This is a genomic window from Haloechinothrix salitolerans (assembly GCF_042662605.1).
GTDB lineage: Bacteria > Actinomycetota > Actinomycetes > Mycobacteriales > Pseudonocardiaceae > Haloechinothrix_A > Haloechinothrix_A salitolerans.
Map to the genome: position 1 here is coordinate 5621744 of NZ_JBHSXX010000001.1, position 25542 is coordinate 5647285.

25 protein-coding genes and 2 pseudogenes are annotated in these 25542 nt (G+C 68.0%); 20 read left to right on the forward strand and 7 right to left on the reverse strand.

The genetic code is table 11. The features are described 5' to 3' along the window. Nucleotides 1-7 precede the first annotated feature (7 nt). The 14 genes and pseudogenes from ACFQGD_RS26800 (at nucleotide 8) to ACFQGD_RS26865 (ending at nucleotide 13457) form a co-directional block, all read left to right on the forward strand. A complete protein-coding gene (locus ACFQGD_RS26800) occupies nucleotides 8-178 on the forward strand; it encodes a hypothetical protein (protein ID WP_345405209.1) in 171 nt (56 codons plus the stop codon). After that, on the forward strand, nucleotides 172-1641 hold the full coding sequence (locus ACFQGD_RS26805; protein ID WP_345405212.1) for a purine-cytosine permease family protein: 1470 nt from the start codon (nucleotides 172-174) through the stop codon (nucleotides 1639-1641). The genes ACFQGD_RS26800 and ACFQGD_RS26805 overlap by 7 nt, the downstream gene beginning before the upstream one ends. After that, nucleotides 1638-3245, forward strand: a complete 1608-nt coding sequence (locus tag ACFQGD_RS26810) for an amidohydrolase (protein WP_345405215.1) — start codon at nucleotides 1638-1640, stop codon at nucleotides 3243-3245. Before ACFQGD_RS26805 ends, ACFQGD_RS26810 begins: the two co-directional genes overlap by 4 nt. A gap of 239 nt (nucleotides 3246-3484) precedes the next feature. After that, complete coding sequence (locus ACFQGD_RS26815; RefSeq protein ID WP_345405218.1) at nucleotides 3485-4924, forward strand: gamma-aminobutyraldehyde dehydrogenase; 1440 nt, start codon at nucleotides 3485-3487, stop codon at nucleotides 4922-4924. Nucleotides 4925-4935: 11 nt separating this feature from the next. Beyond that, entirely contained in the window at nucleotides 4936-6099 is a 1164-nt protein-coding gene (locus tag ACFQGD_RS26820) for an ABC transporter ATP-binding protein (RefSeq protein WP_345405221.1), read from the forward strand. Nucleotides 6100-6134: 35 nt separating this feature from the next. Continuing rightward, nucleotides 6135-7352 carry an ABC transporter substrate-binding protein gene (locus tag ACFQGD_RS26825; protein ID WP_345405223.1) on the forward strand — a complete coding sequence of 406 codons (1218 nt, stop codon included), beginning with the start codon at nucleotides 6135-6137 and terminating at the stop codon, nucleotides 7350-7352. A gap of 3 nt (nucleotides 7353-7355) precedes the next feature. After that, the gene (locus ACFQGD_RS26830) at nucleotides 7356-8210 is read left to right on the forward strand and encodes an ABC transporter permease (protein ID WP_345405225.1); all 855 of its coding nucleotides are present in this window, start codon (nucleotides 7356-7358) and stop codon (nucleotides 8208-8210) included. Next, nucleotides 8207-9067 carry an ABC transporter permease gene (locus tag ACFQGD_RS26835; protein ID WP_345405227.1) on the forward strand — a complete coding sequence of 287 codons (861 nt, stop codon included), beginning with the start codon at nucleotides 8207-8209 and terminating at the stop codon, nucleotides 9065-9067. The genes ACFQGD_RS26830 and ACFQGD_RS26835 overlap by 4 nt, the downstream gene beginning before the upstream one ends. Next, on the forward strand, nucleotides 9064-10299 hold the full coding sequence (locus tag ACFQGD_RS26840) for an NAD(P)/FAD-dependent oxidoreductase (RefSeq protein ID WP_345405230.1): 1236 nt from the start codon (nucleotides 9064-9066) through the stop codon (nucleotides 10297-10299). Before ACFQGD_RS26835 ends, ACFQGD_RS26840 begins: the two co-directional genes overlap by 4 nt. After that, nucleotides 10296-11154 (forward strand): annotated as a pseudogene (locus tag ACFQGD_RS26845) (IS5 family transposase). Before ACFQGD_RS26840 ends, ACFQGD_RS26845 begins: the two are co-directional and overlap by 4 nt. Before the next feature lie 51 nt (nucleotides 11155-11205). Continuing rightward, the gene (locus tag ACFQGD_RS26850; RefSeq protein WP_345393560.1) at nucleotides 11206-11412 is read left to right on the forward strand and encodes a hypothetical protein; all 207 of its coding nucleotides are present in this window, start codon (nucleotides 11206-11208) and stop codon (nucleotides 11410-11412) included. 202 nt (nucleotides 11413-11614) lie between these two features. Beyond that, entirely contained in the window at nucleotides 11615-12565 is a 951-nt protein-coding gene (locus ACFQGD_RS26855; protein WP_345393563.1) for a carbohydrate kinase family protein, read from the forward strand. 316 nt (nucleotides 12566-12881) lie between these two features. Then, the gene (locus ACFQGD_RS26860; protein ID WP_345393566.1) at nucleotides 12882-13082 is read left to right on the forward strand and encodes a cold-shock protein; all 201 of its coding nucleotides are present in this window, start codon (nucleotides 12882-12884) and stop codon (nucleotides 13080-13082) included. Between the two features lie 78 nt (nucleotides 13083-13160). Next, nucleotides 13161-13457, forward strand: coding sequence for a hypothetical protein (locus ACFQGD_RS26865; RefSeq protein WP_345393569.1), 297 nt, complete (start codon nucleotides 13161-13163; stop codon nucleotides 13455-13457). Here the strand turns inward: ACFQGD_RS26865 and ACFQGD_RS26870 are convergent. The 5 genes from ACFQGD_RS26870 to ACFQGD_RS26890 all read right to left on the reverse strand — a co-directional run bounded on the left by ACFQGD_RS26870 (nucleotide 13451) and on the right by ACFQGD_RS26890 (nucleotide 17856). After that, the gene (locus tag ACFQGD_RS26870; RefSeq protein ID WP_345393572.1) at nucleotides 13451-14119 is read right to left on the reverse strand and encodes a cupin domain-containing protein; all 669 of its coding nucleotides are present in this window, start codon (nucleotides 14117-14119) and stop codon (nucleotides 13451-13453) included. The genes ACFQGD_RS26865 and ACFQGD_RS26870 overlap by 7 nt on opposite strands. Before the next feature lie 84 nt (nucleotides 14120-14203). After that, nucleotides 14204-14581, reverse strand: coding sequence for a hypothetical protein (locus ACFQGD_RS26875; protein ID WP_345393575.1), 378 nt, complete (start codon nucleotides 14579-14581; stop codon nucleotides 14204-14206). Then, nucleotides 14578-17328: an FtsK/SpoIIIE domain-containing protein gene (locus ACFQGD_RS26880; protein WP_345393857.1), complete on the reverse strand. Its 2751-nt coding sequence runs from the start codon at nucleotides 17326-17328 to the stop codon at nucleotides 14578-14580. Before ACFQGD_RS26880 ends, ACFQGD_RS26875 begins: the two co-directional genes overlap by 4 nt. A gap of 7 nt (nucleotides 17329-17335) precedes the next feature. Further along, complete coding sequence (locus ACFQGD_RS26885; RefSeq protein ID WP_345393578.1) at nucleotides 17336-17590, reverse strand: hypothetical protein; 255 nt, start codon at nucleotides 17588-17590, stop codon at nucleotides 17336-17338. Nucleotides 17591-17595: 5 nt separating this feature from the next. Beyond that, nucleotides 17596-17856 carry a hypothetical protein gene (locus ACFQGD_RS26890; protein ID WP_345393581.1) on the reverse strand — a complete coding sequence of 87 codons (261 nt, stop codon included), beginning with the start codon at nucleotides 17854-17856 and terminating at the stop codon, nucleotides 17596-17598. A 230-nt stretch (nucleotides 17857-18086) separates the two neighbouring features. On the opposite strand from ACFQGD_RS26890, the gene ACFQGD_RS26895 reads away from it, so the two are divergent. Together ACFQGD_RS26895 and ACFQGD_RS26900 are read left to right on the forward strand one after the other, a co-directional pair. Next, nucleotides 18087-19046, forward strand: a complete 960-nt coding sequence (locus tag ACFQGD_RS26895) for an NAD-dependent epimerase/dehydratase family protein (protein WP_345393584.1) — start codon at nucleotides 18087-18089, stop codon at nucleotides 19044-19046. After that, a pseudogene (locus ACFQGD_RS26900) lies at nucleotides 19028-19885 on the forward strand (glycosyltransferase family 2 protein); the annotation flags it as partial. The gene ACFQGD_RS26895 and the pseudogene ACFQGD_RS26900, both read left to right, overlap by 19 nt. On the opposite strand, the gene ACFQGD_RS26905 reads toward ACFQGD_RS26900, so the two are convergent. Then, on the reverse strand, nucleotides 19833-20309 hold the full coding sequence (locus ACFQGD_RS26905) for a GtrA family protein (protein WP_345393587.1): 477 nt from the start codon (nucleotides 20307-20309) through the stop codon (nucleotides 19833-19835). The pseudogene ACFQGD_RS26900 and the gene ACFQGD_RS26905 sit on opposite strands and share 53 nt — an antisense overlap. Before the next feature lie 19 nt (nucleotides 20310-20328). Next, nucleotides 20329-21054, reverse strand: coding sequence for a class I SAM-dependent methyltransferase (locus tag ACFQGD_RS26910; RefSeq protein WP_345393590.1), 726 nt, complete (start codon nucleotides 21052-21054; stop codon nucleotides 20329-20331). Between the two features lie 211 nt (nucleotides 21055-21265). Here ACFQGD_RS26910 and ACFQGD_RS26915 point away from each other — a divergent pair, with 211 nt between their 5' ends. The 4 genes from ACFQGD_RS26915 (at nucleotide 21266) to ACFQGD_RS26930 (ending at nucleotide 25535) form a co-directional block, all read left to right on the forward strand. Continuing rightward, the gene (locus ACFQGD_RS26915) at nucleotides 21266-22417 is read left to right on the forward strand and encodes an NAD-dependent epimerase/dehydratase family protein (protein ID WP_345393593.1); all 1152 of its coding nucleotides are present in this window, start codon (nucleotides 21266-21268) and stop codon (nucleotides 22415-22417) included. Continuing rightward, on the forward strand, nucleotides 22396-23883 hold the full coding sequence (locus ACFQGD_RS26920; protein WP_345393596.1) for a TgpA N-terminal domain-containing protein: 1488 nt from the start codon (nucleotides 22396-22398) through the stop codon (nucleotides 23881-23883). Before ACFQGD_RS26915 ends, ACFQGD_RS26920 begins: the two co-directional genes overlap by 22 nt. Beyond that, nucleotides 23874-25016, forward strand: a complete 1143-nt coding sequence (locus ACFQGD_RS26925; RefSeq protein ID WP_345393599.1) for a hypothetical protein — start codon at nucleotides 23874-23876, stop codon at nucleotides 25014-25016. Before ACFQGD_RS26920 ends, ACFQGD_RS26925 begins: the two co-directional genes overlap by 10 nt. A 111-nt stretch (nucleotides 25017-25127) precedes the next feature. Further along, nucleotides 25128-25535, forward strand: coding sequence for a hypothetical protein (locus ACFQGD_RS26930; RefSeq protein WP_345393602.1), 408 nt, complete (start codon nucleotides 25128-25130; stop codon nucleotides 25533-25535). Nucleotides 25536-25542: the final 7 nt, after the last annotated feature.

The window sequence follows — 25542 nt, forward strand, 5'->3', positions numbered from 1 at the left end:
CCGACGCATGGATACCGCTGACTTCCGCCGGGAGCTGGACCGGCGACTCGCCATCATCGAAGACCCCACGCACAACGACCCCGCCGCCAAGGACATGCCGCGCGGCGACTGGATCGCGCTGTTCGCCGGTTGCGTCGTGCTGATCGGCGCCGCACTCGCTTGGGGGTACCCATGGTGAAGCAAGAGCCCGACGTCACGACGTCCACCGCGGGCGAGTTCACCGAACTGCCGGTGCTGCCGCAAGAGCGGCTCTGGGGGTTCTGGCAGTTCACCTCGGTCAACGTCGGACTCGCGATCGCCACCTGGGCGTTCCTGATCGGCGGCACCGTCGCGCTGTTCGCCGGGGTGACGACCGCGATCGCGGCCACGGTCATCGGCAACCTGGTCGGCGTCGTGCTGGTCGCCGTCGGCACCTGCCTGCCGTCCGCGAAGTATGGCATCGAGCAGTACACCGCGTTGCGGTCGGTGCTGGGCAGCAACGGCGTTCGCACGTTGATCGCGATCCTGGTGCCGCTGACCGGCGCGGGGTGGAACGCCATTCTGGCGATCATGTTCGGCAGGGCGGTGACCAACGTGCTCAACGCCGTCTTCGACGCGGGCTTCGACCCGAACGGCCCGGTGGTCATCGGCATGTCGCTGCTCGCGCTGCTGGTGTCCTGGGTGGTGCTGTCCCGTGGCCCGGTCTCGCTGGAGTGGGTGAACAAGATCGTCGCGCCGGTGCTGGTGGTGATGACGCTGGTCATGCTCGGCGTGATCTTGGCCAACCACTCCTGGTCCGACCTGATGTCGGCCGAGGCGCTGGCGCCGTTCGGCGACCCGAGGCTCGACTTCGCTATCGCACTCGAGCTGAGCTTCGCGGTCGCCTTCGCGTGGTGGCCGATCACCGGCAACCTGGCCCGGCTGACCAGGACGCAGCGGGTGTCGTTCTGGCCGAACATGATCGGCTTGTTCGGCGCATCGGTGGTCGCGGGCCTGGTCGGCACGTTCGCCGCGCTGGTCATCGGCGACGCCGACCCGACCGCGTGGATGGTGCCGCTCGGCGGCGCCGTGCTCGGCGTGCTCGCGCTACTGTTCGTGGCGTTCGCCAACGTCACCAGCATTGTGGCGCAGACGTACTCCGGCGGTCTTGGGTTGATCCGTGCGGGCGGCTCGGTGGTCCGGCGCATCCCGTGGCCGGTGTTCGTCGCACTGCTCTACACACCACCGGCGATCGTGGTGTTCTGGCCCGCGACGTTCTACGACAACTTCTTCAAGTTCGTCGCCTGGGTCGGCATGGCGATGGCGCCGCTGACCGCCGTCTACCTGACCGACTTCTTCCTGCTGCGTCGCGGCAGGCTGGTGCTCAGGGGGCTGTACGAGCCGGAGGGCGTCTCCCGCTACTCGTTCTGGTGGGGGTTCAACCCGGCGGCGATCCTGGCGATAGCGGCTGGGTCGGTGACCTACTTCCTGCTCCTCGACCCGATCACGTTCGAGTCGGCCGCGATCTTCACCTACACCACGGCGTCGCTGCCCGCGTTGCTGGTGACGGCCGTGGTGCACACGGTGCTCAGCGTGGCGTGGGTCCGTCGGGCTGGCAAGGGCGGCTACGGCGAGCCGGTTGCCGGGAACGACCGCACGCCGGTCGAGGAGGCGGTCGGGTGAGGGCGACGCTGTACTCGAACGGACGATTGTTCACCGGCGATCCGGAGTGGCCGTCGGCGGAGGCGCTGGTCGTCCGAGGTGAGCGCATCGACTACGTCGGGGACAACGCCACCGCCCGTGCGCGGGCAGGCGCGGACGCGCTGGAACTGGACCTGGCTGGCCGCACCGTGCTGCCCGGCTTCGTCGACGGCCACGCGCACGTCGTCATGGCAGGCGAGGCACAGCTGAAGGCGCACCTAACCGACGCGGCGAGCCTGGCGGAAATCCAACGCCGGGTCGCCGCGTGGGCCGAGGCCAACCCGGACGCACCGCGCGTGCTCGGCAGGGGCTGGCTGTTCAGCGCGGTCCCGGACGGCAAGCCGACCCGCACGATGCTGGACGACGTCGTCCCCGACCGGCCGGTGTACCTCGACGCGAACGACTACCACTCGGTGTGGGTCAACACCGCCGCCCTCACCGAGCTGGGCATCACCCGCGACACCCCGGACCCGGCGGGCGGCCGGATCGTGCGAGACGCGGCTGGCGAGCCGACCGGACACCTTGAGGAAACCGCCGCCATCAATATCGTGTGGTCGTTCCTCGCGAAGGTGAGTAGCGATGCCGACCGGGATCGTGCGTTGGACGCGGCCACTCACGCCTACCTGTCGTCCGGCGTCACCACCGCCGTCGATATGGCGCTGGACGAGCACAACCTGGCGGCACTGGCCCGCGCCGAACGGGACGACCGGCTCGACCTACGCGTCATCGGACACTGGCTGATCCACCCCGGCGTCGACCATGGTCCACAGATCGAACGCGCCGCCGAGCTGGCACGGGAGCACCGCTCGGAACGACTCCGCGTCACCGGCGTGAAGTTCATCGTCGACGGCGTCATCGACGGCTGTACCGCCACGATGCTCAAATCGTACGCGGACGGCAGCAACGCCGATCCGATCTGGAGCCTCGACGCACTCGCGCCTGCCGTCGCCGCCGCCGACGCGGCTGGGCTCCAGGTGGCGCTCCACGCGATCGGCGACGGCGCGGTCCGGATGGCGCTCGACGCGCTGGAACACGCCGCTACCGTGAACGGTCCCCGGCCGAGGCGGCACCGGATCGAGCACCTGGAGTACGTCGATCCCGACGACGTGCCGAGGCTCGCTGAGCTGGGCGTCACCGCGTCCATGCAGCCGGTGCACGCCGACCCGGCGATCCGCGAGAATTGGGCGGCGATGCTCGGCGACGACCGCGCGGAACGCGGTTTCGCCTGGCCGGAGTTCTCCAGCTCGGGCGCGCGGCTGGCGTTCGGCACCGACGCGCCCACCGCCCCGCATCCACCGCTGCCGAACATGTACATCGCCACCACTCGCAAGTCGGCGCTGGACCCGGGGTCGCCCGCGCTGCAACCGCACCTGGCGATCTCGGCACCGGACGCGCTGCTGCATGGCACGGCCGACTCGGCGTGGGCCTGCCGCGCCGAGGACGTCGTGGGACGACTGCGCGCTGGCCTACTCGCGGATTTCGTCGTTCTCGACCGCGATCCGTTCGATTCCAGTGCTGACACTCTGCTGCGCGCCCGCGTGCTGCGGACCGTAGTCGGCGGCCGCACTGTCCACCGCGACAGGTGAGCGTCCCGACAGCGCTTGGCTGGCGGTGTGAGGCCTACCCGCGACGCCAACCCCGAGGCAAACCGTGGCGCAGTACCGCTCAATACTCCGTTATTAGTCGCGAGACACAGTTTTTACAACGGAATCCCTTGTGATCACGGGAATCGTGTGCCAGAGTCGTCGGCACGTGCCCCGCATCACAGCGGCCACCAGAAGCCACAGACAACCCCACAACCACGACAGCCGAGGAGTGATCTCCAGTGCCCCCGCAGGTTCGCCGGCTCAAGAACTTCATCAACGGCGCCTACGTCGACGCCGCCGACGGCAAGACGTCCGAGATCGTCGACCCGGCCACCGGCAATGTCATCGCCGAGGCGCCGCTGTCCAGCGCGAAAGACGTCGACGCCGCGTTCCGCGCCGCGACCGACGCCTTCGAGAACGGCTGGCGCGACACCACCCCCGCCGAGCGGCAGATCGCGCTGAACAAGTTCGCCGACGCCGTCGAAGACCGCGCCGACGAGCTGGTGGACCTCGAAGTCCAGAACTGCGGCAAGCCAGCGCAGATGACTAAGGACGAGGAGATCTTCCAGGTCCTCGACGCGCTGCGGTTCTTCGCGGGCGCGGCGCGCAACCTCGAGGGCAAGGCCGCTGGCGAGTACATGGCGGGACACACGTCGTGGGTCCGGCGCGAGCCGATCGGCCCGGTTGGACAGATCACGCCGTGGAACTACCCGATGGCGATGGCGTCGTGGAAGATCGGCCCGGCGCTGGCGGCGGGCAACAGCGTGGTGCTCAAACCGTCCGACACGACGCCGATGTCCACGCTGCTGCTCGCGGAGATCGCGGCGGAGTTCCTGCCCGAGGGCGTGTTCAACGTCGTCACCGGCGACCGTGACACCGGGCGGGCCATCGTGGACCACCCGACGCCGAGGCTGATCTCGCTGACCGGCTCCACCCGCGCGGGCAAGGAGATTGCCGAGGCAGGTGCCAAGGACCTCAAGCGGCTGCACCTCGAGCTGGGCGGCAAGGCCCCCGTCGTCGTGTTCGACGACGCCGACATCGAGGCCGCGGCCGAAGGCATCGCGGGCGCCGGGTACTTCAACGCCGGACAGGACTGCACGGCCGCCACGCGCGTGCTCGCCGCTCCCGGCATCCACGACGACCTCGCCGCCGCGCTCGCCGAGCAGGCGCGGAAGACCGTCACGGCAGGCCCGGACAACCCCGACGCCGACTACGGCCCCTTGAACAACCCGAACCAGCTCGCCAGGGTGTCCGGCTTCCTCGACCGGGCCCCCGACCACGCCAAGGTCCTCGCCGGGGGCGAGCGGGTCGGCGACACCGGCTACTTCTACGCGCCAACCGTCGTCGCCGGGCTGCGTCAAGGTGACGAGCTCGTCACCGACGAGATCTTCGGCCCCGTCGTCACCGTGCAGCGCTTCGACGACGAGGATACCGCTGTGAACTGGGCCAACTCCGTGGAATACGGGCTGGCTTCCAGCGTCTGGACGCGCGACCATGCCAGAGCGTTGCGGGTCTCGCGGCGGCTCGACTTCGGCTGTGTGTGGATCAACACCCACATCCCGCTCATCGCCGAGATGCCGCACGGCGGCTTCAAGCACTCCGGCTACGGCAAGGACCTGTCGGGCTACAGCTTCGAGGAATACACCCGCGTCAAGCACGTCATGAGCTACATCGGCTGATGGGAGACCGCATGACAGCCACAACCGAGGCGCCAGCCACCACGGCGGCGGGGATGCCGAGCGCCCCGGCGCCAGCGATCAGCCTGGCGGGTGTCACCAAGACGTTCCAGTCCGGCCGGGAGAGCTTCACCGCCGTCGGCGGGCTCGACCTGGACATCCAGGCCGGCGAGTTCTTCTCGCTGCTCGGCCCGTCCGGCTGCGGCAAGACGACGACCATGCGGATGATCGCCGGGTTCGAGGAGCCCACGACCGGTGTCGTGCGATTGGACGGCACCGATGTCACCGACGTCGCGCCGAACCACCGCGACGTCAACATGGTGTTCCAGAGCTATGCGCTGTTCCCGCACCTGAGCGTGGCGGACAACGTCGCGTTCGGACTCAAGCGCAAGCGCGTCGGCAAGGCCGAGACCGATCGCCGCGTCACCGAGATGCTGGAGCTTGTCGAGCTGGGCGACCAGGCGAAGCGGAAGCCGTCGCAACTCTCCGGTGGACAACGGCAGCGGGTCGCGCTGGCTCGTGCGCTGGTCAACCAGCCCCGCGCGCTCCTGCTCGACGAGCCGCTCGCCGCGCTGGACCTCAAGCTCCGTCAGGCGATGCAGATGGAACTCAAGCGCATTCAGCGCGACATCGGCATCACGTTCATCTACGTCACCCACGACCAGGGTGAGGCGCTGACGATGTCTGATCGCATCGCCGTGATGAACGGCGGCTACGTGGAACAGCTTGGCACCCCGGCCGAGATCTACGAGCGGCCCGCGACGCGGTTCGTCGCCGAGTTCATCGGGACGTCGAACCTGCTCACCGGCACCGCCGCGGCCACGACGTCCGAGGGCACCGACGTCCGGTTGGACTGCGGCCAGCACGTGCGCATCGCCGAGCGCCTCAGCGAGGGCACCTCGGTCGACATCACGGTGCGCCCGGAGAAGATCCAGCTCAGCACCGAGCCGCCGGACGCCAGCATGAGCCGGGTGCGCGGCACCGTGACCGACACCGTCTACCTCGGCTCGTCCACGCACTACACAGTGCTGATCGGTAGCGACACCGCGACAGGCACCGAAATCGTCGTCTTCCAGCAGAACGACCGCGACCTGAGCGCGGCGGACGCCATCGCGGGACGCGGCAGCGAGGTCTGGCTGTCCTGGCGTCCCACTCACTCCTACCTCCTGCCGTCCTAGACGGCCCCGATTCCCCTGCGCAAGGAGGCCCCACCGTGCGTACCAACCCCCTGTTTCGCGGCATGACGCAAGCCCGCTATGGCCGCCGCGACATGCTCAAGCTCTCCGCCATGGCCGCGGCCGGCATCGGCCTGTCCGCCTGCGGCGTGTCCGGTAAGCAGCAGGAAGCCGTCGCCGACGACGACTTCTGGCAAGGCAAGAAGGAGACCGGCAACGTCCGGTTCGCCAACTGGCCGCTCTACATCGACTCGAAGCGGACCCAGCTCAAGCAGTTCACCAAGGCGACAGGCATCACGGTGGACTACAAGGAAGACGTCCAGGACATCGCCGCGTTCGCGGGCAAGCTCCAGCCGCAGCTCGCCAACGGCGACTCCACCGGCTACGACATGTTCGTGCTGACCAACGGCATCGAGTTGGCACGTTTCCTCGCACTGGGCTACCTCGCGCCGCTGGACCATGAGCGGATGCCGAACTTCACGGCGAACATCGGCGAGGCGTACCGGAACAACTCGTACGACCCCGGCAACAAGCACACCGCGCCGTACGCGTCTGGGATCACCGGCATCGCCTACAACCCGAAGTACGTCGACCGCGAGATCACCAGCATCGCCGACCTGTGGGACCCGAAGTTCAAGGGCAAGGTCGGCATGATGTCCGATCCGCAGGAGATCGCGAACTTCGGGCTGCTGGCGGGCGGCGTAAACCCGGCCGAATCGACCGAACAGGACTGGCAGGCCGCTGCCGACAAGCTGCGACAACAGCGCGACGACGGCATCGTCCGCTCCTACTACGCGCAAGACTTCGTGCAGCCGCTGACCAACGGCGACGTCTGGCTGACAATGGCGTGGTCCGGCGATATCTACCAGCAGAACGCCGAGGCGGGCACCGACCTGAGGTTCGTCGTTCCCGAAGAGGGCGCGACGATCTGGACCGACGTCATGTGCGTGCCAACGACGTCCGAGGCCCCGGTCGACGCGCTCAAGCTGATCGACTTCCTGTACCAGCCGGACATCGCGGCTGGGCTCACCGAGTACATCACCTACATCCCGCCGGTGCCGAAAGCGCAGGACATCCTGCGTGAGCAGGCGCAGGACGCGTCCGGCAAGGCCCGTGCCGAGCTGGAACGCCTTGTCGAGAGCCCGCTGGTGTTCCCGTCCGAAGAGGACTACTCCCGGCTGCACAACTACGTGGCGCTCGAACCGGGCAAGGAGAAGGCGTTCACGTCCGTGTTTCACGCGGTGACCCAGGCCTGACCCATGCGACGCAAACTGACCCCGTATCTGCTTGCCCTGCCCGGCTGGGCATGGCTGGCGCTGTTCTTCGTCGTGCCGCTGGCCGGCATGGTGTCGCTGTCGCTGACCAGCGGCAACGTGATCACCGGCTTCGAGCAGACGTTCAACGTCGGCAACTACGTCGACGCGATCAGCACCTACTCCGAACAGTTGTTCCGCTCGCTGCTCTACGGGCTCGGCGCGACGCTGATCTGCGTCGCGATCGGCTACCCGGCGGCGTACTGGATCGCGTTCCACGGCGGCAAGCACAAGTCGACGTACCTGCTGCTGATCCTGTTGCCGTTCTTCGTGTCGTTCGTGCTGCGGACAATCTCGTGGAAGTTCACGTTGAGCGACAACGGCGTCGTGCTCGGCACGCTCAAGTCGATCGGGCTGCTGCCGGACGACTTCGGCGTGCTCAACACCGCACCCGCCGTTGTGCTCGGCCTCGCGTACAACTTCCTGCCGTTCATCGTGCTGCCGATCTACGCGGTGCTGGAACGCATGGACCATCGCGTCGTCGAGGCCGCCCACGACCTCTACGCCAGCAAGCTCCAGGCGTTCCTGCGGGTCGTACTGCCGATCTCACTACCAGGCGTGTTCGCGGGCGGACTGATGACGTTCATCCCAACCACCGCCGACTACGTCAACGCCTCGGTGCTTGGTGGGCCGGGTAACACCATGATCGGCAGCATCATCAAAACCCAGTACCTCGTGAACAACGACTACCCGATCGCGGCGGCGATCACCTTCGTGCTCATGGCCGTGCTGCTGCTCGGGATCTTCACCTACGCGCGAGCGTTGGGCACGGAGCGCGTGATGGAGGTGCAGGCGAAATGACCAGCGGCCTCGACATGCCAACCAGCACCCCCTCCGGTGTCACCGACGGTGACCCCGAGGGTGTCCGCACGACGCCCTGGCATCGCCGTATCGATTGGGGCAAATGGTTCACGTGGGGTGTGCTCGCGTGGCTGTTCACGCCGATCACGTTCATGATCGCGTTCAGCTTCAACGACATCCAGGGCAGGCACAACGTCACCTGGGAGGGCTTCACGCTCAAGTGGTACGGGCAGGCGTTCGACCACGCGGACCTCACCCAAGCCCTGCTGTACACCCTGGCGATCGGCGTGCTGACCATGGTGATCGCCGGGACGATCGGCAGCCTGCTCGGGCTCGCGCTCGGCAGGCACCGCTTCCGTGGCCAGGGCACGACGAACCTGGTGATGTTCGCGGCGATCTGCGCACCGGAAGTCGTGCTCGGCGCGGCGTTGCTGTCGCTGTTCCTACTGGTCGGCATCGCGACCGGGTTCCTGGCGATCCTGCTCGCGCACGTGATGTTCACGATCTCGTTCGTGGCGATCACGGTGCGGGCCAGGGTGATCACGCTGGATCCGAACCTCGAGGAAGCCGCACGCGACCTCGGTGCCGGGCCGTGGACGACGTTCCGGCTGGTCACGCTGCCGATGCTGCTGCCGGCGATCATGGCGGGCGGGCTGCTGGCGTTCGCGCTGTCGATCGACGACTACATCATCACGTCGTTCGTCGCTGGCGACGTCACCACGTTCCCGCTGTGGATCTGGGGCGCCACCCGGGTCGGCATCCCGCCGCAGGTCAACGTCATGGGCACGCTGATCCTCGCGGTCGGCGTCGCGCTGGCGGTCATCAACGTGATCATGGCGAAACGGCGGCGATCATGACCATGACACCCGACGCGGCAACCGCCGCCGCTGCCTGGGCCGACGCCACACCGGTGCCGTTCTGGCTGGACCCCGACGTCCACGACGTCCCAGAGCCATCGCCGGTGCTCGACCGCGACCTGACTGCTGACCTGCTCGTGGTCGGCGGCGGGTTCAGCGGCCTGTGGACAGCGCTGATCGCCACCGAGCGCGACCCGGATCGCGACGTCGTCCTGATCGAGTCGAACACCGCGGGCTGGGCGGCGTCGGGGCGCAACGGCGGGTTCTGCGCCGCCAGCCTCACCCACGGCTACGGCAACGGCGCGGCCCGATGGCCCGACGAGATCGCCGAACTGGAACGCCTCGGACGGGTGAACCTGGACCACATCGAGGCGGCGATCGAGCGACACGGCATCGACTGCGAGTTCGAACGCACCGGCGAGCTGGTGCTGGCCACCGAACCGTGGCAGCTCACCGAGCTGACCGAGGAAGCCGAGCAGCTAGGACGGCTCGGCTACGACGTCGAGGTGCTGGATGCTTCGCAGGCGCGTGCCCGGGTGGACTCACCGACGTACCTCGGTGGGGTGGTAATGCCGCCGGACGCCGTCGCGATGCTGCACCCCGCCAAGCTGGCGTGGGGGCTGCGCGAGGCGTGCCTGCGGCGCGGCGTGCGAATCTTCGAGCGCAGCGCCGCGCGACGCATCCGGCGGGACTCCGACGCGCTACGGGTCGAGACCGACGGCGGGTCGGTGCGCGCCAGGCGGGTGGCGTGGGCGACGGGGGCCTTCGCAGGGCCGTTGCGGCGGCTGCGGCGCTACCTCGCGCCGGTGTATGACTACGCGCTGATGACCGAGCCGCTGACCGACGCGCAACTGGCCAGTATCGGCTGGCGAGGTCGGGAAGGACTGTCCGACGCGGGCAACCAGTTCCACTACTACCGGCTCAGCGCGGACAATCGAATCCTGTGGGGTGGCTACGACGTAATCCACCACTTCGGCGGCGCGATCCGCGACGAGTTCGACCAGCGGCCAGCGACGTTCCAGACGCTGTCCGAGCACTTCTTCGCGACGTTCCCGCAGCTCACGGGCGTGCGGTTCACACACCGCTGGGGTGGAGTGATCGACACGTGCAGCCGGTTCAGCCCCTTCTTCGGCACGGCGTACGGCGGGCGGCTCGCCTACGCGGCCGGATACACCGGGCTAGGGCGTGTCTCCCGAATATCGGCCGGTGGTTCGCTGATGATCGGTGAATGATCAGAACTGGTGTGATCACGGACGAGTTGTGGGAGTCGATCGAGCCGGTGTTGCCGTCTGATGTTGGGCGGCGTGGTGCGCGCTGGCGTGATCACCGTCAGGTGCTGGAAGCGATCGCGTGGCGCTTTCGCACCGGATCGCCGTGGCGTGATGTGCCCGCTGAGTTCGGCCCCTGGCAGACCTTGTGGAAGCGGCATCGCCGCTGGTCAAGCGACGGCACGTACGAGCGGATCTTCGAGCATGTGCTGTCCGACCACGCCGATACGGGCAAGCTGGACTGGTTGCTGTCGGTGGACTCCACCGTCGTGCGGGCGCACCAGCATGCCGCCGGCGCGCCCTCCGCGGACCACACAGGGGGCCAGGTCGAATGACAAGATTTCCGAGCCGGACGACCACGCGATCGGTCGTTCGCGCGGCGGATTGACCACCAAGGTCCACGCCCTGGTCACCTCCGGTGTCCGCCCGGTGGCCATGCTGCTGTCCGCCGGGCAAGCCGGGGACAATCCGCGCCTGGCGCCGTTGCTCGAGGCCCTGGCCGCGACCGGGCACCGGCCGGATCGCCTGCTGGCGGACAAGGCCTACTCACACCCGTCGACTCGCCGCGAACTGCGGCGGCGACGCCTCCGGCACACCATCCCCGAGCGCTCCGACCAGGCCAAACGCCGTAAGGACAAGGGGTCCGCCGGTGGTCGGCCACCGGGTTTCGACCCCGAGCTCTACAAGCAGCGCAACACCGTCGAGCGCGGTTTCGGCCGGTTCAAGCAGTGGCGCGGAATCGCGACCCGCTACGACAAGTACGCGCGGACCTACTTCGGCGGCGTACTCCTCGCCGCCACCGTCATGCTCGCCCGATGAATCGGGAGACACGCTCTAGGCGTCGGCGCGACCCGATTCGGCGCCGAGGTGATGCTGGACCACCTGGCGGGTGAGGAGACGGAGCGGACGCGGCTGGAGATGGTGCGCGGCAAGCCGATACCGTTCCCGCCGGAGCCGGTGCGCTCACTTGGCATCGCGCTCACGCTGCGCGGCACGGCAGCCGCCGACCGCAACGACGGCAAGCGGAACCTGTGGCTGCGCACCCTCGACAGGCTTGGCCTCGGCTTCGACAGCTGAGCTGGCAGCCCGGAGAGTGCGCCCGAAGCCACCGCACCGGACGGGCCGCACCGGCCGTGTGCCGGAGGCCACCTTCAGTGCTCGGCCGTGTACCGAAGGCCACCTTCGGCGCGTCGGTGCGTATGCCGGGCGATGCGGCATTGCGCGTGCGTGCATGATGGGGACCGTCCGTGCGCACGACAGCGGCTCGAGGAGGCACCTGATGGACGCGCGCATCGTCGTTGCCGGTGAAGCACTGATCGACCTGATGGTCGGCGACGATCCACGGCACCCGACGGCGTGCCCCGGCGGCAGCCCCGCCAACACGGCGGTGGCGCTAGCCCGCCTGGGTGAACCGGTTGCCTTCGCGGGCCGGTTCGGCGACGACCGGTTTGGCGACATGCTGCTGGCGAACCTGTCCGCCAACGACGTCGACCTCGGTTACGCGATCGAAGCGGACGAACCGGCCAGCATCGCCGTGGTCACCACCGGCACCGATCGCGGCGCGCGTTACCAGTTCCACGTGACCGGCACCGCCGACTGGGCGTGGCGCGAGCACGAGCTACCCACCCGGTTGCCGGACAGCGTCACGGCCGTACACGCTGGCTCACTGGCGATGGCGCTGCCACCCGGCGCGGACGTGCTGGCCCGCTGGTTCGCGGACCAGCGCGAACACCGCGTGACCAGCTTCGATCCGAACGTCAGGCCCGCCCTGGTCGGCCCGCGCGAGCGATACGTGCCGTGGCTGGAGTCGGTGGTGGCGACCTGCGACGTCGTCAAGGTCAGCATCGAGGATCTCGCATGGGCGTATCCGGGCGAGGACCCGGAGCGCATCGTAAGCCACTGGCACACCGAGCTCGGCGTCACGCTAGCCGTGCTCACCAAGGGTGGTTCCGGCGCGACGGCGATAGCGGCGGGCCGCACGATCACGCGGCCCGCGACGGTCGTCGACGTCGGGGACACCGTTGGCGCGGGCGACGCCTTCAGCGCGGGACTGCTGCACTGGCTCGCCGAGCACGACCTGCTCACTCAGCGGGCGCTCCCGGAGCTGACCGACGACGACCTCAGCACCGCCCTGGACTATGCCGCCATGGTCGCCGGCTTGGCCTGCGGAAAGCATGGTGCCGATCCGCCCACCCGTGACGAGGTCGAGGCAGCCTTCGCCGCGGCGTGATGGCCCACCCGCGCGAGTCCCCACTTCTGGTGCCGCGAGTCCCGACCTGCGGACGTGCGAGTCCCCACCTCCGCCACGGCTGCCGCGGAGGATGTCCAACGCTCAGGCGACATCCGGTATGGCGGGGCGACAGATCAGCTCATGCCGTAGTAAGCTATGAGTGGTCGCAGTTTTGAAGTGTTCGTGTCCAAGGCACGCTCGCGCAGAACTTCAGGTGCGGGCGTCGCTGTTCTTCTTGCAGGGCAGTCGCCGTCTGGTTTACCGGACCGACCAGGCCGCAAAGTGCGGTCTGCTGACAACTCTGACAAGGAGAGTTATGACACAGGGAACCGTGAAGTGGTTCAACTCGGAGAAGGGCTTCGGCTTCATCGCTCAGGATGGCGGCCCGGACGTCTTCGTCCACTACTCCGAGATCGACGGAACCGGCTTCCGTAGCCTCGAAGAGAACCAGCAGGTGGAGTTCGAGGTAACGCAGGGCGCCAAGGGCCCGCAGGCCAGCCGCGTCCGCGCGCTCTGATCCGCCTGCCACAGGCAACGCTGCGCCGCGCACCCGCTCGCTGAGCGGGTGCGCGGCGCAGCTCCGTAAGGACGGTTTATGACAGCATCACACGACACCTCCCAGTCCGACCCCAGCGCAGCTGAGGTGCCGACAGTGTCGTTCAGCCACAGCACACCAGACGATCAGGTCGATTACGACCAGCTCAACGAGGCGGGAGCGCCAGGAGCCGACGACCTCCACATGCCGTTCACCGCTCCCCCAGCGCACCTCGCGCCCACCGATCCGCCGACACAACCCCGGTCGTCCTCACGACCGCAGGCACGGCGCGATGGCAACTCCCGTCGCGGCGGCTCACGGCGCCAGTCGTCGTCTCGCTCGCCGCGCCGTCACTGATCCCGGAGCCGGAAGTCCGCGAAGTCGAACCCGGGACACACCACGCAACTGACCAGCACGTCACCGTGCGCTGACGCCCGTTGCCACGTGCCAGCCGGGACGACGACCTGCTGTTCGGCGTCCTCCCGGTCGGGGCTGCCAAGCAGACGAGGATCCGGATCGGGTTCCAGCCACAGCTCAAGCAGGCCGGGTCCGTGCCACAGCCACATCTCGTCTGAGGCGACGGCGTGCCAGCGTGATCCCTGGCCGTCTGGCAGCAGATAGTGAATCGCGCTTGCCGCGTCCCGCTGACCCCGGTCGGTCCGCACGGTGTGGTCGCTGACCCACGTCCTGCGATACCAACCGCCTTCGGGATGTGGCATCAGGTCGTGTCGCTCGGCCAGCGAAGGCCGCCGCTCGAACCGCAGGAACGAGCCGTCCATGTCTCGGCGGGCGTAACGCACGACAGCTCCGGAGCCCACATCGGGCACGTCGCGTCCATTGTGCTCCACCAGCACGACGTCGCCTTCGACGTTACGGCAGCTCTGATTGGCGACGTCGAGTGCCGCGTCGATGGTGCCGGTAACACGGGCAAGGCAGTGTTCGTCAAGCCATCCTTCTGATGGTTGATCGTTGGCCACGCGATAGGTGTCGAGCGAAAGCAGGAACCACACCGAGGTCATGCCTTGGCATCGTAGGTGGCGGCGGGAACGCCCAACACAGCGTCCGGAGTGTCGGGTACGGCGTCGGGAACGCTGGACAGGGCGTCAGCGGGCGCGCCAGCCTAGGTCCAGGACTGCCTGGGTCAGTTCCTGATAGCCCGTACGAACGTCCTCGGTGTAGCGACTGAGTTGCGAGGCACGCGCGGAGTCGATGGGTTCCGGCTCGGGACCGACGTGCACCCACGACAGCCGGGAGACGTTGTCCACCGCCATTCGCCACCACCGCCGAGCTTGAGACATCGTCCGTTGCTCGCGCTCGGTGGCGGCCTCGATCTCCTCGCGGGCCGCTTGCGTCGCCGACTCCAGCTCGGCCATACGCGAGCGCTCCCACGCTTGCAAGTCCACGGTGGCCTTCCGTGCGAGCCCGGCGATCTCCTTGTAGCGCATCGCGGGCGAGACCTCTGCCGACTCCTCCCCCGTCACGACTCCTCCTCCGGCAACGCGTACGGGATCATGACCTCGGGCGCGCTGTGCGTTGTGCGATCGAAAAACAGCGCCCTGCCAGGCCGGGGCGACCAGTGCACGACCTGTCCCGCGCAGAACGGTCCGAGGTCACTGCCTTGGACGTCGAGTGCCGCGAGCGCGCCGATGTCCTCGGTGCCGCCGAAGCCGAGCGTGTCCTTGAGCCGCGCCACCGCGCGCCACCAGCCGAACACGTGCACCCCGTGCGCCGGTCCCTGTTTGAGGATCGCGCGCAACACGTCGAGCCCGCTCTGTTTGCCTGGTTCCTTCCGTTCCAATGTGGGTAGCGCGGCGTCGACGCCGTAGAGCAACAACACCCGGCTAGTGCCGTCGTCGTTCAGCTCGGCGTGCACCGCGGCCAGTCGCTCCCCTAGCTCGTCCCCAGGGACCAGCTCCGCCTTGTGGCCGTCCCGCTGCAACTGGTCTGTCAGCCGCGCCACGGTGGGCGCGCAGGAGTCGACAAGGCAACACGCCACGAACTCCACCTCGCCTTGCCGGAACTGCTGTGCGAGCGACCGCGCGGCAGAATCCAGAATGGACATCGCCGGGCGTTGCGCCGCGCCGAGCACCGCGAGGTTGCGTCCTGGCGCACGGGGTAGCTCGACGCCGAACGCCATATCGGACACCGCGATCGCCTGCCCCACCAACGCACGCGGTCGCACCCCCTCCGCCAGCTCGACGTAGGCGGCGCTCTCGATGAGCACCGGAGCGACCGCGCCGTCGAACAACCGAGGACTCCCGTGCCCACTCGCATAGCGCTCCCACAGCGAGCGCTGCAACCGCGCGAACACCCCAGGCGAACTGGCGTCCGGGATATGCGCGACCCGGTTGCCGTGTGACACGCCAGAGTCATGGTTGATCACGGCGTGCCAGCGGGGCGCGGTCACGGCGGCCTGGTTCGTCTCGGTCAGCACCCGCCGCGCCTTGGGCATCGCTATCCGGAGCGTGCACTGCTCGAACACCGCCGGTTTGCCCCAGAACGCCTCGATGCCCGCGACGTCTTGGCTGGCCAACACCAGGTGAATGCCCTGCGACCGGCCCCGGCGGGCGATGTCCTCAAGCAGCGACGTCGCGAGCGCCGTGACGGAGTCACGCCCGGCGAACAGGTACTGGAACTCGTCGATCACGGCCACGATGCGCGGCCAACTGCCGCCAGGATCTGCCGCGCGTAACTCGGCAAGGGTCGTGACCTCGTGTTCTTTCGCGGCGGCGGAACGGCGGCGCAGCTCGTCGGCGAGAAACCGCAGCAACGCGAGCCCAAACTCCCGATCCGTGTTGACGTTGACACCGATCAGCCGCGCGTGCGGCAGCCAACTCTCATCCTTACGACCCGGAGCTAGGCCCGCGAACGACACACCCTCCTTGAAGTCAAGCAGGTACAGCGCCAGCTCGTCCGGCGAGTATCTGGCGGCGAGCCCACCGAGCAGTGCGTACAGGAAGTTTGTCTTGCCAGACCCGCTCGGCCCGCCGATGAGCGCGTGCGGCGTCGCGTCTCCGATGACCACCTCGACCGGATCGCCCTCGTCGAACCCCACCGGGGTACGCAGTTCCTCAGTGGACCGTTCCTTACCCAACTCGGGAGGCACCAGGTCAGTGAAGCCGCGCGGACCACCCTGCTTCGCCACCAATGCCTTCGCTATCGCCCCGGCCGCCGCGCTGACCTGCGCCCCCGGCAGCGGTGGGTCGAGGTCCACCACCAGATCGGGTCCAGTCATGCCGCAGTACGCGGTGCGCTCGTCGCGCAGGCTGATCGTCTCCACGGACCCGCCGAGCACGGTGGGGACGTCCACCAGGATCAGCGAGATCCCCGCGTCCAGCGCGCCACTGGCAACCCGTTTGAGATCACGACGCTGCTCCGGCTCCAGTTCCTCGCCGCTGCCGTAGAGCACCGCGATCCGCCACGGCTCGATCCGTTTGCCCGCCGCCTCCCGCATCGCCCGCAACGACGGATGCCCGCCCTGCAACGCGTCGGCGTGGATGCGCCTGATGTGACCGGAGAACTCGTCCAGCAGGTCGACCAGTCGGGTGGGATCGTGCACGGTGACCGCGCTGGTCCTGCTCAACGCGTAGAAGTTCGGCAGCACGGCGGTGAGCTGCCCGATGTCCCACAGATGCACCCGCACCGCACCTGGTTCGAACGTACTCAGCACCCGCATCAGCAACGACTCGACCAGCGCGTCCACCGCATGCCGGGTCCCCGGCGCCGAGGTGATGGACAGGTGCGACTCATCCAGCAGCGGGACAGCGACGTCGAAGGCGTCGTCGTCCGAACCGTCCTTCGTACCGCTAGCCGAACAGGAGCCGATCCGCCACAGCGCGGGCGCGGTGAGCCCCTTGTCGGTGCCCACCCTGCCGAGCCAGCGCCCCGGCGGCTCGCCCGCAGGGCCGGGAGCGCTCGCGGCGACCAGTGACCGCAGTCGAGCGGGACCATCCGCCCATTCCTGTCCGAACGCGGCGCGTACTTGCTCCAGCCGCCGCCACACGGCGGTGGACACCGGATCGCCAGGTCGAGGCGCCAGCGACGGGTCCAGCAGGGCACGGTCATACCCCTCGGTGACGATCGCGCGTTCCAGTTCCAGCGTCGCCAGCTCGAACTCGGCCTCAGCCCGCGCGTTACGCGCCGCGCCCATAGCGAGGCCAATCCGCGTGCGCAGCTCGTCCAGCGCGGCCAGCACCCTGCCGCGCTGCTGCCGTGCTTTCTTGCCAATCACACGATCACAACCTCGCCTGGTAGGCGTCGAGCAGCTCGCCGGCGTCGGAGAGCGTGCCGCGTTGTCGCTCCAGTTCATCGAGGGCCACGTCGAGTTGCTTCGGGAGCCACGGCTCGCCACCCGCGTGAGCGAGCTGGGCGTCCCACATCGCGCGACGGGACTGCTCCAACAGCCGAGTGGCACTGGTGAGCTGAGCCCTGGCGTCCCCGAGCCCGGCATGGACGGCGGCGAGGGCGTGGTGAAGGCCGTCGAGCGACATCGGCGTTACAGCCGCGCGGAGTAGGCGTCGGCCGAGGACATGCACGCCTGGATCGTGCTTTGCGTCCCGGTGATGCTCTGTATCGCCTCGGCGAGTAGGCCGTGAGCCTGGTTCACTTCGTCCTGAGAAGAGCCCGATGTGGCTTCCGCGAGCGACTGCTGGGCTTCCTCAAGCGACTGGGCTGCCTGTTGCAGTGCGGCGATGCTGGCGGATGCCTTCTCATTGGCGAGCGCGATGCCCGCGCGGATCTCCTCAACACCGGCCATAGGGTGTACTCCTCGTCAGCGGGTTAAATAGGCGGCCAGGATCAACAACGCGGACCGGAAGTAAGTCGACCGGCACACTCGCTCCCCTGCCAGCTCGGCTTGCTTTCGGCCCGGATTGGTATCTACCGACACAGTAAACGTAGCGTGATCGTTCGACTCCGGAAAGCTCAGGTAGCCCGCGAATGGCACCATTGGCGGGGCAGTTCGCTAACCGGTGTAGGTTGGCCGCCATGACAGCGCAGAACACGCCAGCGCGGCGGCAGGCCCGTGTGCTGGTCACCGGGGGTTGCGGCTTCATCGGCCAGGCGACCGTCGCCGCGTTCCGCGAGCGGGGAATCGCCGTCACCGTCGCCGATCGTGAGCAAGCGGTCAAACCACTCGACGGTGTCCGCTACATCCACGGCGACCTCGCCGACCCCGACGTCCGCGACGCGGCGCTCAGCGACGACACCACCGGCGTCGTGCACCTCGCGGCGCTGACGTCGGTGCTCAAGTCCGTTGACCGGCCGACGCAGACCTACACCGACAACGTCGCCGTCACGCAGGAACTGCTGGAACTCGGCCGTCAGCGGGGCGTCGAGAAGTTCATCCTCGCCTCGACCAACGCCGTGGTGGGCGACGTCGGCACCGGCACCATCACCGACGACCTGCCGCTACGGCCGTTGACACCCTATGGGGCGACAAAGGCGGCGTGCGAAATGCTGCTGTCGGGCTACGCGGGTGCCTACGGGATGACGACGTGCGCACTGCGGTTCACCAATGTCTATGGCCCCGGCATGGGGCACAAGGACAGCTTCGTGCCTCGGATGATGCGTGCCGCCCTGTCCGGAGACGGCGTCAAAGTCTACGGCGACGGCCAGCAGAAGCGCGACTTGGTGCATATCGACGACGTCGTGCGGGCAATCCTACTGGCGTGGGACAGCGGTTACACCGGACGAGCGATCGTCGGCGCGGGCAGGTCGGTGTCAGTACTCGAGATGATCGAGGCAGTTCGGCAGGCGACCGGACGTCCGGTGCCCGCTGAGCACGTACCCGCCCCGGGCGGGGAGATGCCCGCCGTGATCGTCGACGTCAGCCGGAGCGCGGAGACCATTGGCTACCGGCCGTCCGTTGACCTCGTCGACGGGCTGGCCAGCACGTGGGCGTACTTTCAGGAGTCGGTGTCAGCGGCGGAGGGGAAGCAGACGTGACCATCACGACAGCGGCCGAGAGCGAGCGACCGGGTGCCCGGGAGATGCGGCGCGGTCTCGCGCCGTATCCGGACCAGGTCGATGCCCGTGCCGTCGCGGAGTTCCACTCCCGCTACCAGCGCCCCCGCCTGTCCAACCTGGTCGTCGTGATCGCCGCGTTCAACGAGCAGGACGGCCTCGGGCCGGTGCTCGCCGACATGCCGAAGCGCTGTCATGACATGGACGTCGATGTCCTCGTCGTGGTGGACGGCGCGACCGACGAGACCGCCGAGGTCGCTCGCGAGCAGGGCGCCTACACCTGCGTGGCCGACTCCAACCGGGGCCAGGGCGCCGCGCTACGGCTCGGCTACCACCTCGCCGCCGAGTGCGGCGCGAGCTACATCGTCACCACCGACGCGGATGGTCAGTACGACAACTCCGAGATGGACACGCTGGTGCGGCCGCTGGTCGACGACGAAGCGGACTTCGTCACGGGCTCACGCAGGCTCGGGCACGAGGAATCCGACAACCGGGTGCGCTGGGTCGGCGTGCGGGTGTTCGCTTGGCTGGCCTCGCTGCTGACGTTGCGCAAGATCACCGACACGTCGTTCGGCTTCCGCGCGATGCGCGCGGAGCTCGCCTGCTCCGTGACGCTGACTGAGCCGCAGTACCAGGCGTCCGAGCTGCTGCTCGGCGTGCTGTCGAGGGGCGCGCGGCTGCGGGAGCTACCGATGAGCATGCGGCTGCGCAACAGCGGTGCGAGCAAGAAAGGCAAGAGCCTGCGCTACGGCGCGAACTACGCCAGGGTCATGCTTGGGACGTGGCTTCGGGAGTACGTGCTGCGCGGTTCACGAAAATGAGCCGGTCGAACAGCACGAACTTCAGAATGAACATGAACCCGTAGGTGCCGAGGTAGACCGCGCCGACGATCATGGTGCGCCACGTGTGGGAGTCGACGTGCGACTGCGCCCAGTGGTCGGCCAGCGTCGTCACACCGATGGCGGTCAACGCCGTGACGATCACGATGACGACGTAGGGCAACGTCTCGCGCTTGCGGTCAGCGCGGCCGCGTTGCTGCCAGGCCCAGCGCCGGTTGAGCACGTAGTTCGGAATCGCGCCGGAGACGAACGCGATCACACTGGCGACGAATGCCGTCAAACCGAGACCGTACGCGGTCAGGATCGCCGCCTCGCTGGTCGCGGCGGCGACGACGGACGCGCCGGTGTAGCGGCTCCACAACAGCAGCCGCTGTTTCCGGTGCGCCGTCAGCGTCAGTCTCGTCATCGCCTCATCCGCCAGGGTTCTACTTGGTGTGCGGTACGCGCGCCACGCACAGCACAGACTGCCCGAAGGGCACCCGGGCCCACCGTTCCAGTGTCCGGGTGACGGGCACGACAAACCGATCATAAAGGGCGACCAGTTTCGGGTTCGGCGCGCCACTACCACCCTTACGCACGGCCAGCCACCAGGCGATGCCACCGAGCAGGTTCACCGGCTTGACGAGTTCCAGATCGAGCCCGGCGCGCCCCACGGCGGCGGCGAGCGTGGCCGGTGTGTAGCGCCGCACGTGCCCAACCTTGCGGTCAAACTCACCGTAAAGTCGCTGATAACCCGGCACCCAGAGCACGACGCTGCCGCCAGGTTCCACGACCGTGGCCAGTGAGCGCAGCGCGCCCGCGTCGTCCTCGATGTGTTCCAGCACGTTGATCGCGACGACGGACGACACCGGCTTTCCGATGTCCGGCGTGGAGTCCACATCGAACTGTCGTGCCTCTACCTCGGGACGGTCGGCGAACTTGCGCCCCATCACCTCAACGGCCTGGGGATCGACGTCGGTGACGACGAGTCGATCCAGGTCGGTGAACTGCTCGGCGAACTCGCCGAGACCCGCGCCGATCTCGAGCACGGATGGGCCGCAATGCTCGGCGATCAGGTCGAACTGGTAGCGGCGGTACCGCGGCTGGTAAGCGCCCGACTCCTCGACAGACCGTCCGGTGGCATTACTGAAGGCACCCGATTCATTCCCCACGCTCGCCCTCTCCTTTACCTGGTCTTTTGCCTAGCTCCTGCCTGGTCACCGCGGTCAGCGCCCGGTTCTTCCCACCAGTTCGCGAAGTGGTTAACATCAGCCGCCGAAACATCGATAGCATCGGGCTACCTCAACGGTGCCATGGCTGACGTCGGCGGGACTGTACGGGCTGCCGTAGGCGCCACGCGATCTATCGGGGAGTGGAGCGATTTTGCGAGTCCTAGTCCTAGGCGGAGACGGCTACCTCGGCTGGCCAACGGCACTACACCTGTCCGACCGCGGTCACGACGTCGGTGTCCTCGACAACCTCGTCCGGCGCAATTACGACGAGGAACTCGGGGTCGACAGCCTTGCCCCGATCGAGACCATCGAGACGCGGATCAACGCCTGGGAGGAAGTCTCGGGCAAACACATCGACTGCTACATCGGCGACCTGCTCGACGCCGACTTCGTCTACAACACGGTGCGGGAGTTCCGCCCCGACGCGATCGTGCACTTCGCTGAGCAGCGCGCGGCACCGTATTCGATGATCGACCGCGAGCACGCCGTGTACACGCAGCACAACAACGTGATCGGCAACCTGAACCTGCTGTTCGCGATCGCCGAGATCGACCCGGACATTCACCTGGTCAAGCTCGGCACCATGGGTGAGTACGGCACGCCGAACATCGACATCGAGGAAGGCTGGCTCGAGGTCGAGCACAAGGGCCGCAAGGACCGGGTGCTGTACCCGAAGAAGCCGGGCTCGTTCTACCACCTGTCCAAGGTGCACGACTCCCACAACATCGAGTTCACGTGCCGGATCTGGGGGCTACGGGCGACCGACCTGAACCAGGGCGTCGTCTACGGGCAGCGGACCGAGCAGACCGCGCGCGACGAGCGGCTCGCGACCCGGTTCGACTACGACGACGTGTTCGGCACGGTGCTGAACCGGTTCGTGATCCAGGCGGTGCTTGGGCAGCCATTGACGGTCTACGGCACCGGCGGGCAGACCAGGGGCATCATCGACATCCGTGACACCGTCGAGTGCATCCGGCTCGCGGTGGAGAACCCCGCCGAGCGCGGCGAGTTCCGGGTGTTCAACCAGATGACCGAGAGCAAGTCGGTGCGCCAGATCGCCGAGACCGTCGCGGAGGCCTTCCCCGGGCCGGTGCAGATCGACCACTTGGAGAATCCTCGGGTGGAACAGGCCGAGCACTACTACAACGTCACCCACACCGGGCTTGAGGAACTGGGGCTGAAGCCGCATCTGCTGTCGGATACGTTGATCGAGTCGATGTTCGGCATCGTCGAGGCGAACAAGCATCGGGTCGACGTCGAGAAGATGTATCCGAAGGTGCAGTGGAAACGAACCAAGGCATAGGGACGCGCGGCGTCGGACTCGGGTCCGAGCCGCGGGGACATCGCGTGCGCGGCATCCTCGCGAGGCACTGGCTGCTCGCCATCCTCCTTGCCGGGGGTGTCGCGCTGCGCGTTCTGGCCTGGTTGGCGTACCAGCCCGCACTGCTGTACTTCGACTCGTTCCGATACCTCGACAACATCGGGATCCACAACCCCGCAGGCTTACACCCGATCGGGTATGACCTGCTGATCCTGCGCCCCCTGCTGTCGGTGGGCGGGCTCGACCTGGTGTCCGCGGTGCAGCACGTCGCGGGCCTCGGCTGCGCCGTCGGGCTGTACGCGCTCGCGCTGCGGCTACGCGCGCCGACATGGCTGGGGGCGATCGCGGCCGCTCCAGTGCTGCTCGACGCCTACATCGTGCAGATCGAGCAGATGATCATGTCCGACATCTGGCTGCTGGTGGCGCTGGTCGTGATGCTGTGGCTGCTTCTTGGCACCCGATCCACCAGCGGCGCGCCGAACCCACGCCGTGCCGCACTGGCGGGGCTGGTGCTCGGTATCGCGGTAGCACTCAGGATGATCGCGATCTCGCTCGTGGTACCCGCGGTGATCTACCTGATCATCGCTGGCGGGGCATGGCGCGCCTGGCGCGACCGGGACGCCCTACGTGTCATCGCGCAACGTACCGGCGCTTTCCTCGTGATGTTCGCCGTCGTTATCGGCTCGTACGCCGGATACTTCTACACCCAGACGGGCAAGATCGGGCTCAGCAACGCGTCGGCCAACGTCCTCTACAGCAGGGCCGCCGTCGTCGCCGACTGCGCTGAGCTTGACCTCGACCCGATCCTGCGGCTCGCCTGCCCCACCGAACCCGTCGGGCAGCGGCGGCCGGACTACTACGCGCACCGAGCCGCGGACGAGGAATGGGTGGACACCTTCCCTCCGGGTACCAACATCCCTCGGGTGCAGCATGAGTTCGGCATCGAGGTGTTCAAGGCGCAGCCGCTCGACGTCCTCGGCGCCGTCGTCGTCGACTTCCTCAAGGGTTTCCGGCCGGCCCGCACCGACGCGCCCAATGACGTCAGCGTGGCGCGGTGGCACTTCCAGCGCGAGTACCAGTACTACAACCACCGGAACATCACGGTGGCGTACTCCCGCGAGTACGACGGTGAGGCACCGTCCGATATCCCCGCGATCGGGTCATTCCTGCGTTCGTATCAGCTCACCGTCGGCTACACGCCCGGCCCGTTGCTCGCGGCGTTCGGGGTGATCGCGATCGCCGCCTTGCTCGGCGTCGGGCGCGCACGCACCAGCGGGCTGCGTTCGGCGGCGCTGCTATCCGTCGGTATGGGAGTAACGATCCTGTTCGCGTCCGCGGCTTTCGAGTTCTCCTGGCGGTACCAGCTACCGGGCATCGTCCTGCTGCCGATCGCGGGGGTCATCGGGATCGTCGCGCTGTGGGGACGACGGCGGCACCTATGGAACTGACTTTCGCCGTCGCCTGGTGGCTCGGCCTGTATCTGCTCGCACGCGACCGGACGAATCCGGTGCTCGCGTTGGCAGGCGGCGGGCTGCTGAGCTATGGGGCCGCGATCGCCCTCGATGACCTGCCGTGGACCGGCGCGGTCGCCGAGGTGCTCGTGTGGCTGCCCGCAGTGCTGTGGGCGTTCGTGCTGGTACGGCTGCTGCGAGATCACCGGGCAGCGCGCGAGCGTGGCGAAGCGTCGAACACGGTGGGCCTCGCTGTCGTAGGCGGACTGCTGGTCGCGCTCGCCGCCGGTCTACTCCTGCTCGGGTCCGGGTTGTTGCCCCGGGATCTGACACTTGCCTCAATCGGGCTCGACCTCGCGCTACTTGGCGGCTGCGTCGCGGTATTCGACGCCTTCGACGCGGGTGAGTCGCTGCGCGGCGACATGCTGCGCTCGGCCACGTTATCCGGATTGGCCACGGCGTTGTTCGGCGGACAAGTGGGCGTCGTCATCGCCGTCGTCGGCTCGGACCCCGCGCTGACCGCGCTGCTGTACGGCGTTGTCGCCGGTGCGATCGCGCTGCACGTGCTGGCGAGTCCATTGCAGGCGCTGGCCGACCGGGCAGCGCTGGCGGTCCCGGTGCGGCGGGCCCGTGCTGAGTTGCGCGAGGTCGCCGATGCCTTACCCCGCAAAACGGATTCCACACTCGCCGACGTCGATGACGCCGAGTTCGCACGACTAACACGCAGGGCGTTGTCACATTACGGCGACCTCGGAAAGCTGGTGTCGAGCCCGCTGACCGAACTGCCGGAGATCGACAAGCGGCTCGCGGAGCGCGGCGCGGCGGACACGCCGCTGGAGCGCGCGAAGGAACTGAAGGCGTTGTTGCTCGACGCGATCCGCAGGCTCAAACCGGACGGTCCGGAATTCGGCACCAGCGAGGAGTGGCGGCACTACAACGCGCTGTACTTCTACTACGTCGTCGGTATCCGGCCATACAGCGTGCGCACCAAGGTGACCGAACTCGACGCGACGTCGCGGCAGGCGTTGACGTGGTTCGCCGAGCAGGTGCCGGAGCGGACGCTGCACAACTGGCAGTCGGCCGCGGCACGACTCGTGGCGGCAGACCTGCGGGCAACGTCGGTGCGCTGACCCGCGGCTTCCCAGCGTTGGCAGTGGTTGGCAGTCGTTTTCGTACCGTTGGCAGTGCCGCGCTTCCTAGCGTCGATGGCATCCGATTCACGACGGAAGGGAAGCCCCACCATGACAACCGCGACCACCGACGTCACCACCCCCGCCACCGGACGTCTGTTGCGCACGAGCCTCGTGCTCGACGGCGTCGCCACCGGATTCACCGGCGTGCTCATCGCGTCGCTGTCGGGCGTGCTCGACACGGTGCTTGGCCCCAGCATGGCGTTCGTGCTCGGCATCGGACTGTTCTTCGTCGCCTACGGCGCCACGGTGCTGGTGATCGGCACGCGACGCACGATCAACCGCGGCGCGGCGGGCGCCGTCGCGGGCGCGAATCTGCTCTGGACCATCGTCAGCGTCATCGTCGTCATCGCGGGGATGCTGTCGCTGACCACACTCGGGGTGGTGACCGCGCTAGGCTTGGCCGTCGTCACGACGGTGTTCGCCGAGTTGCAGATCACCGGGCTGCGGCGGTCCTGACAGCGCG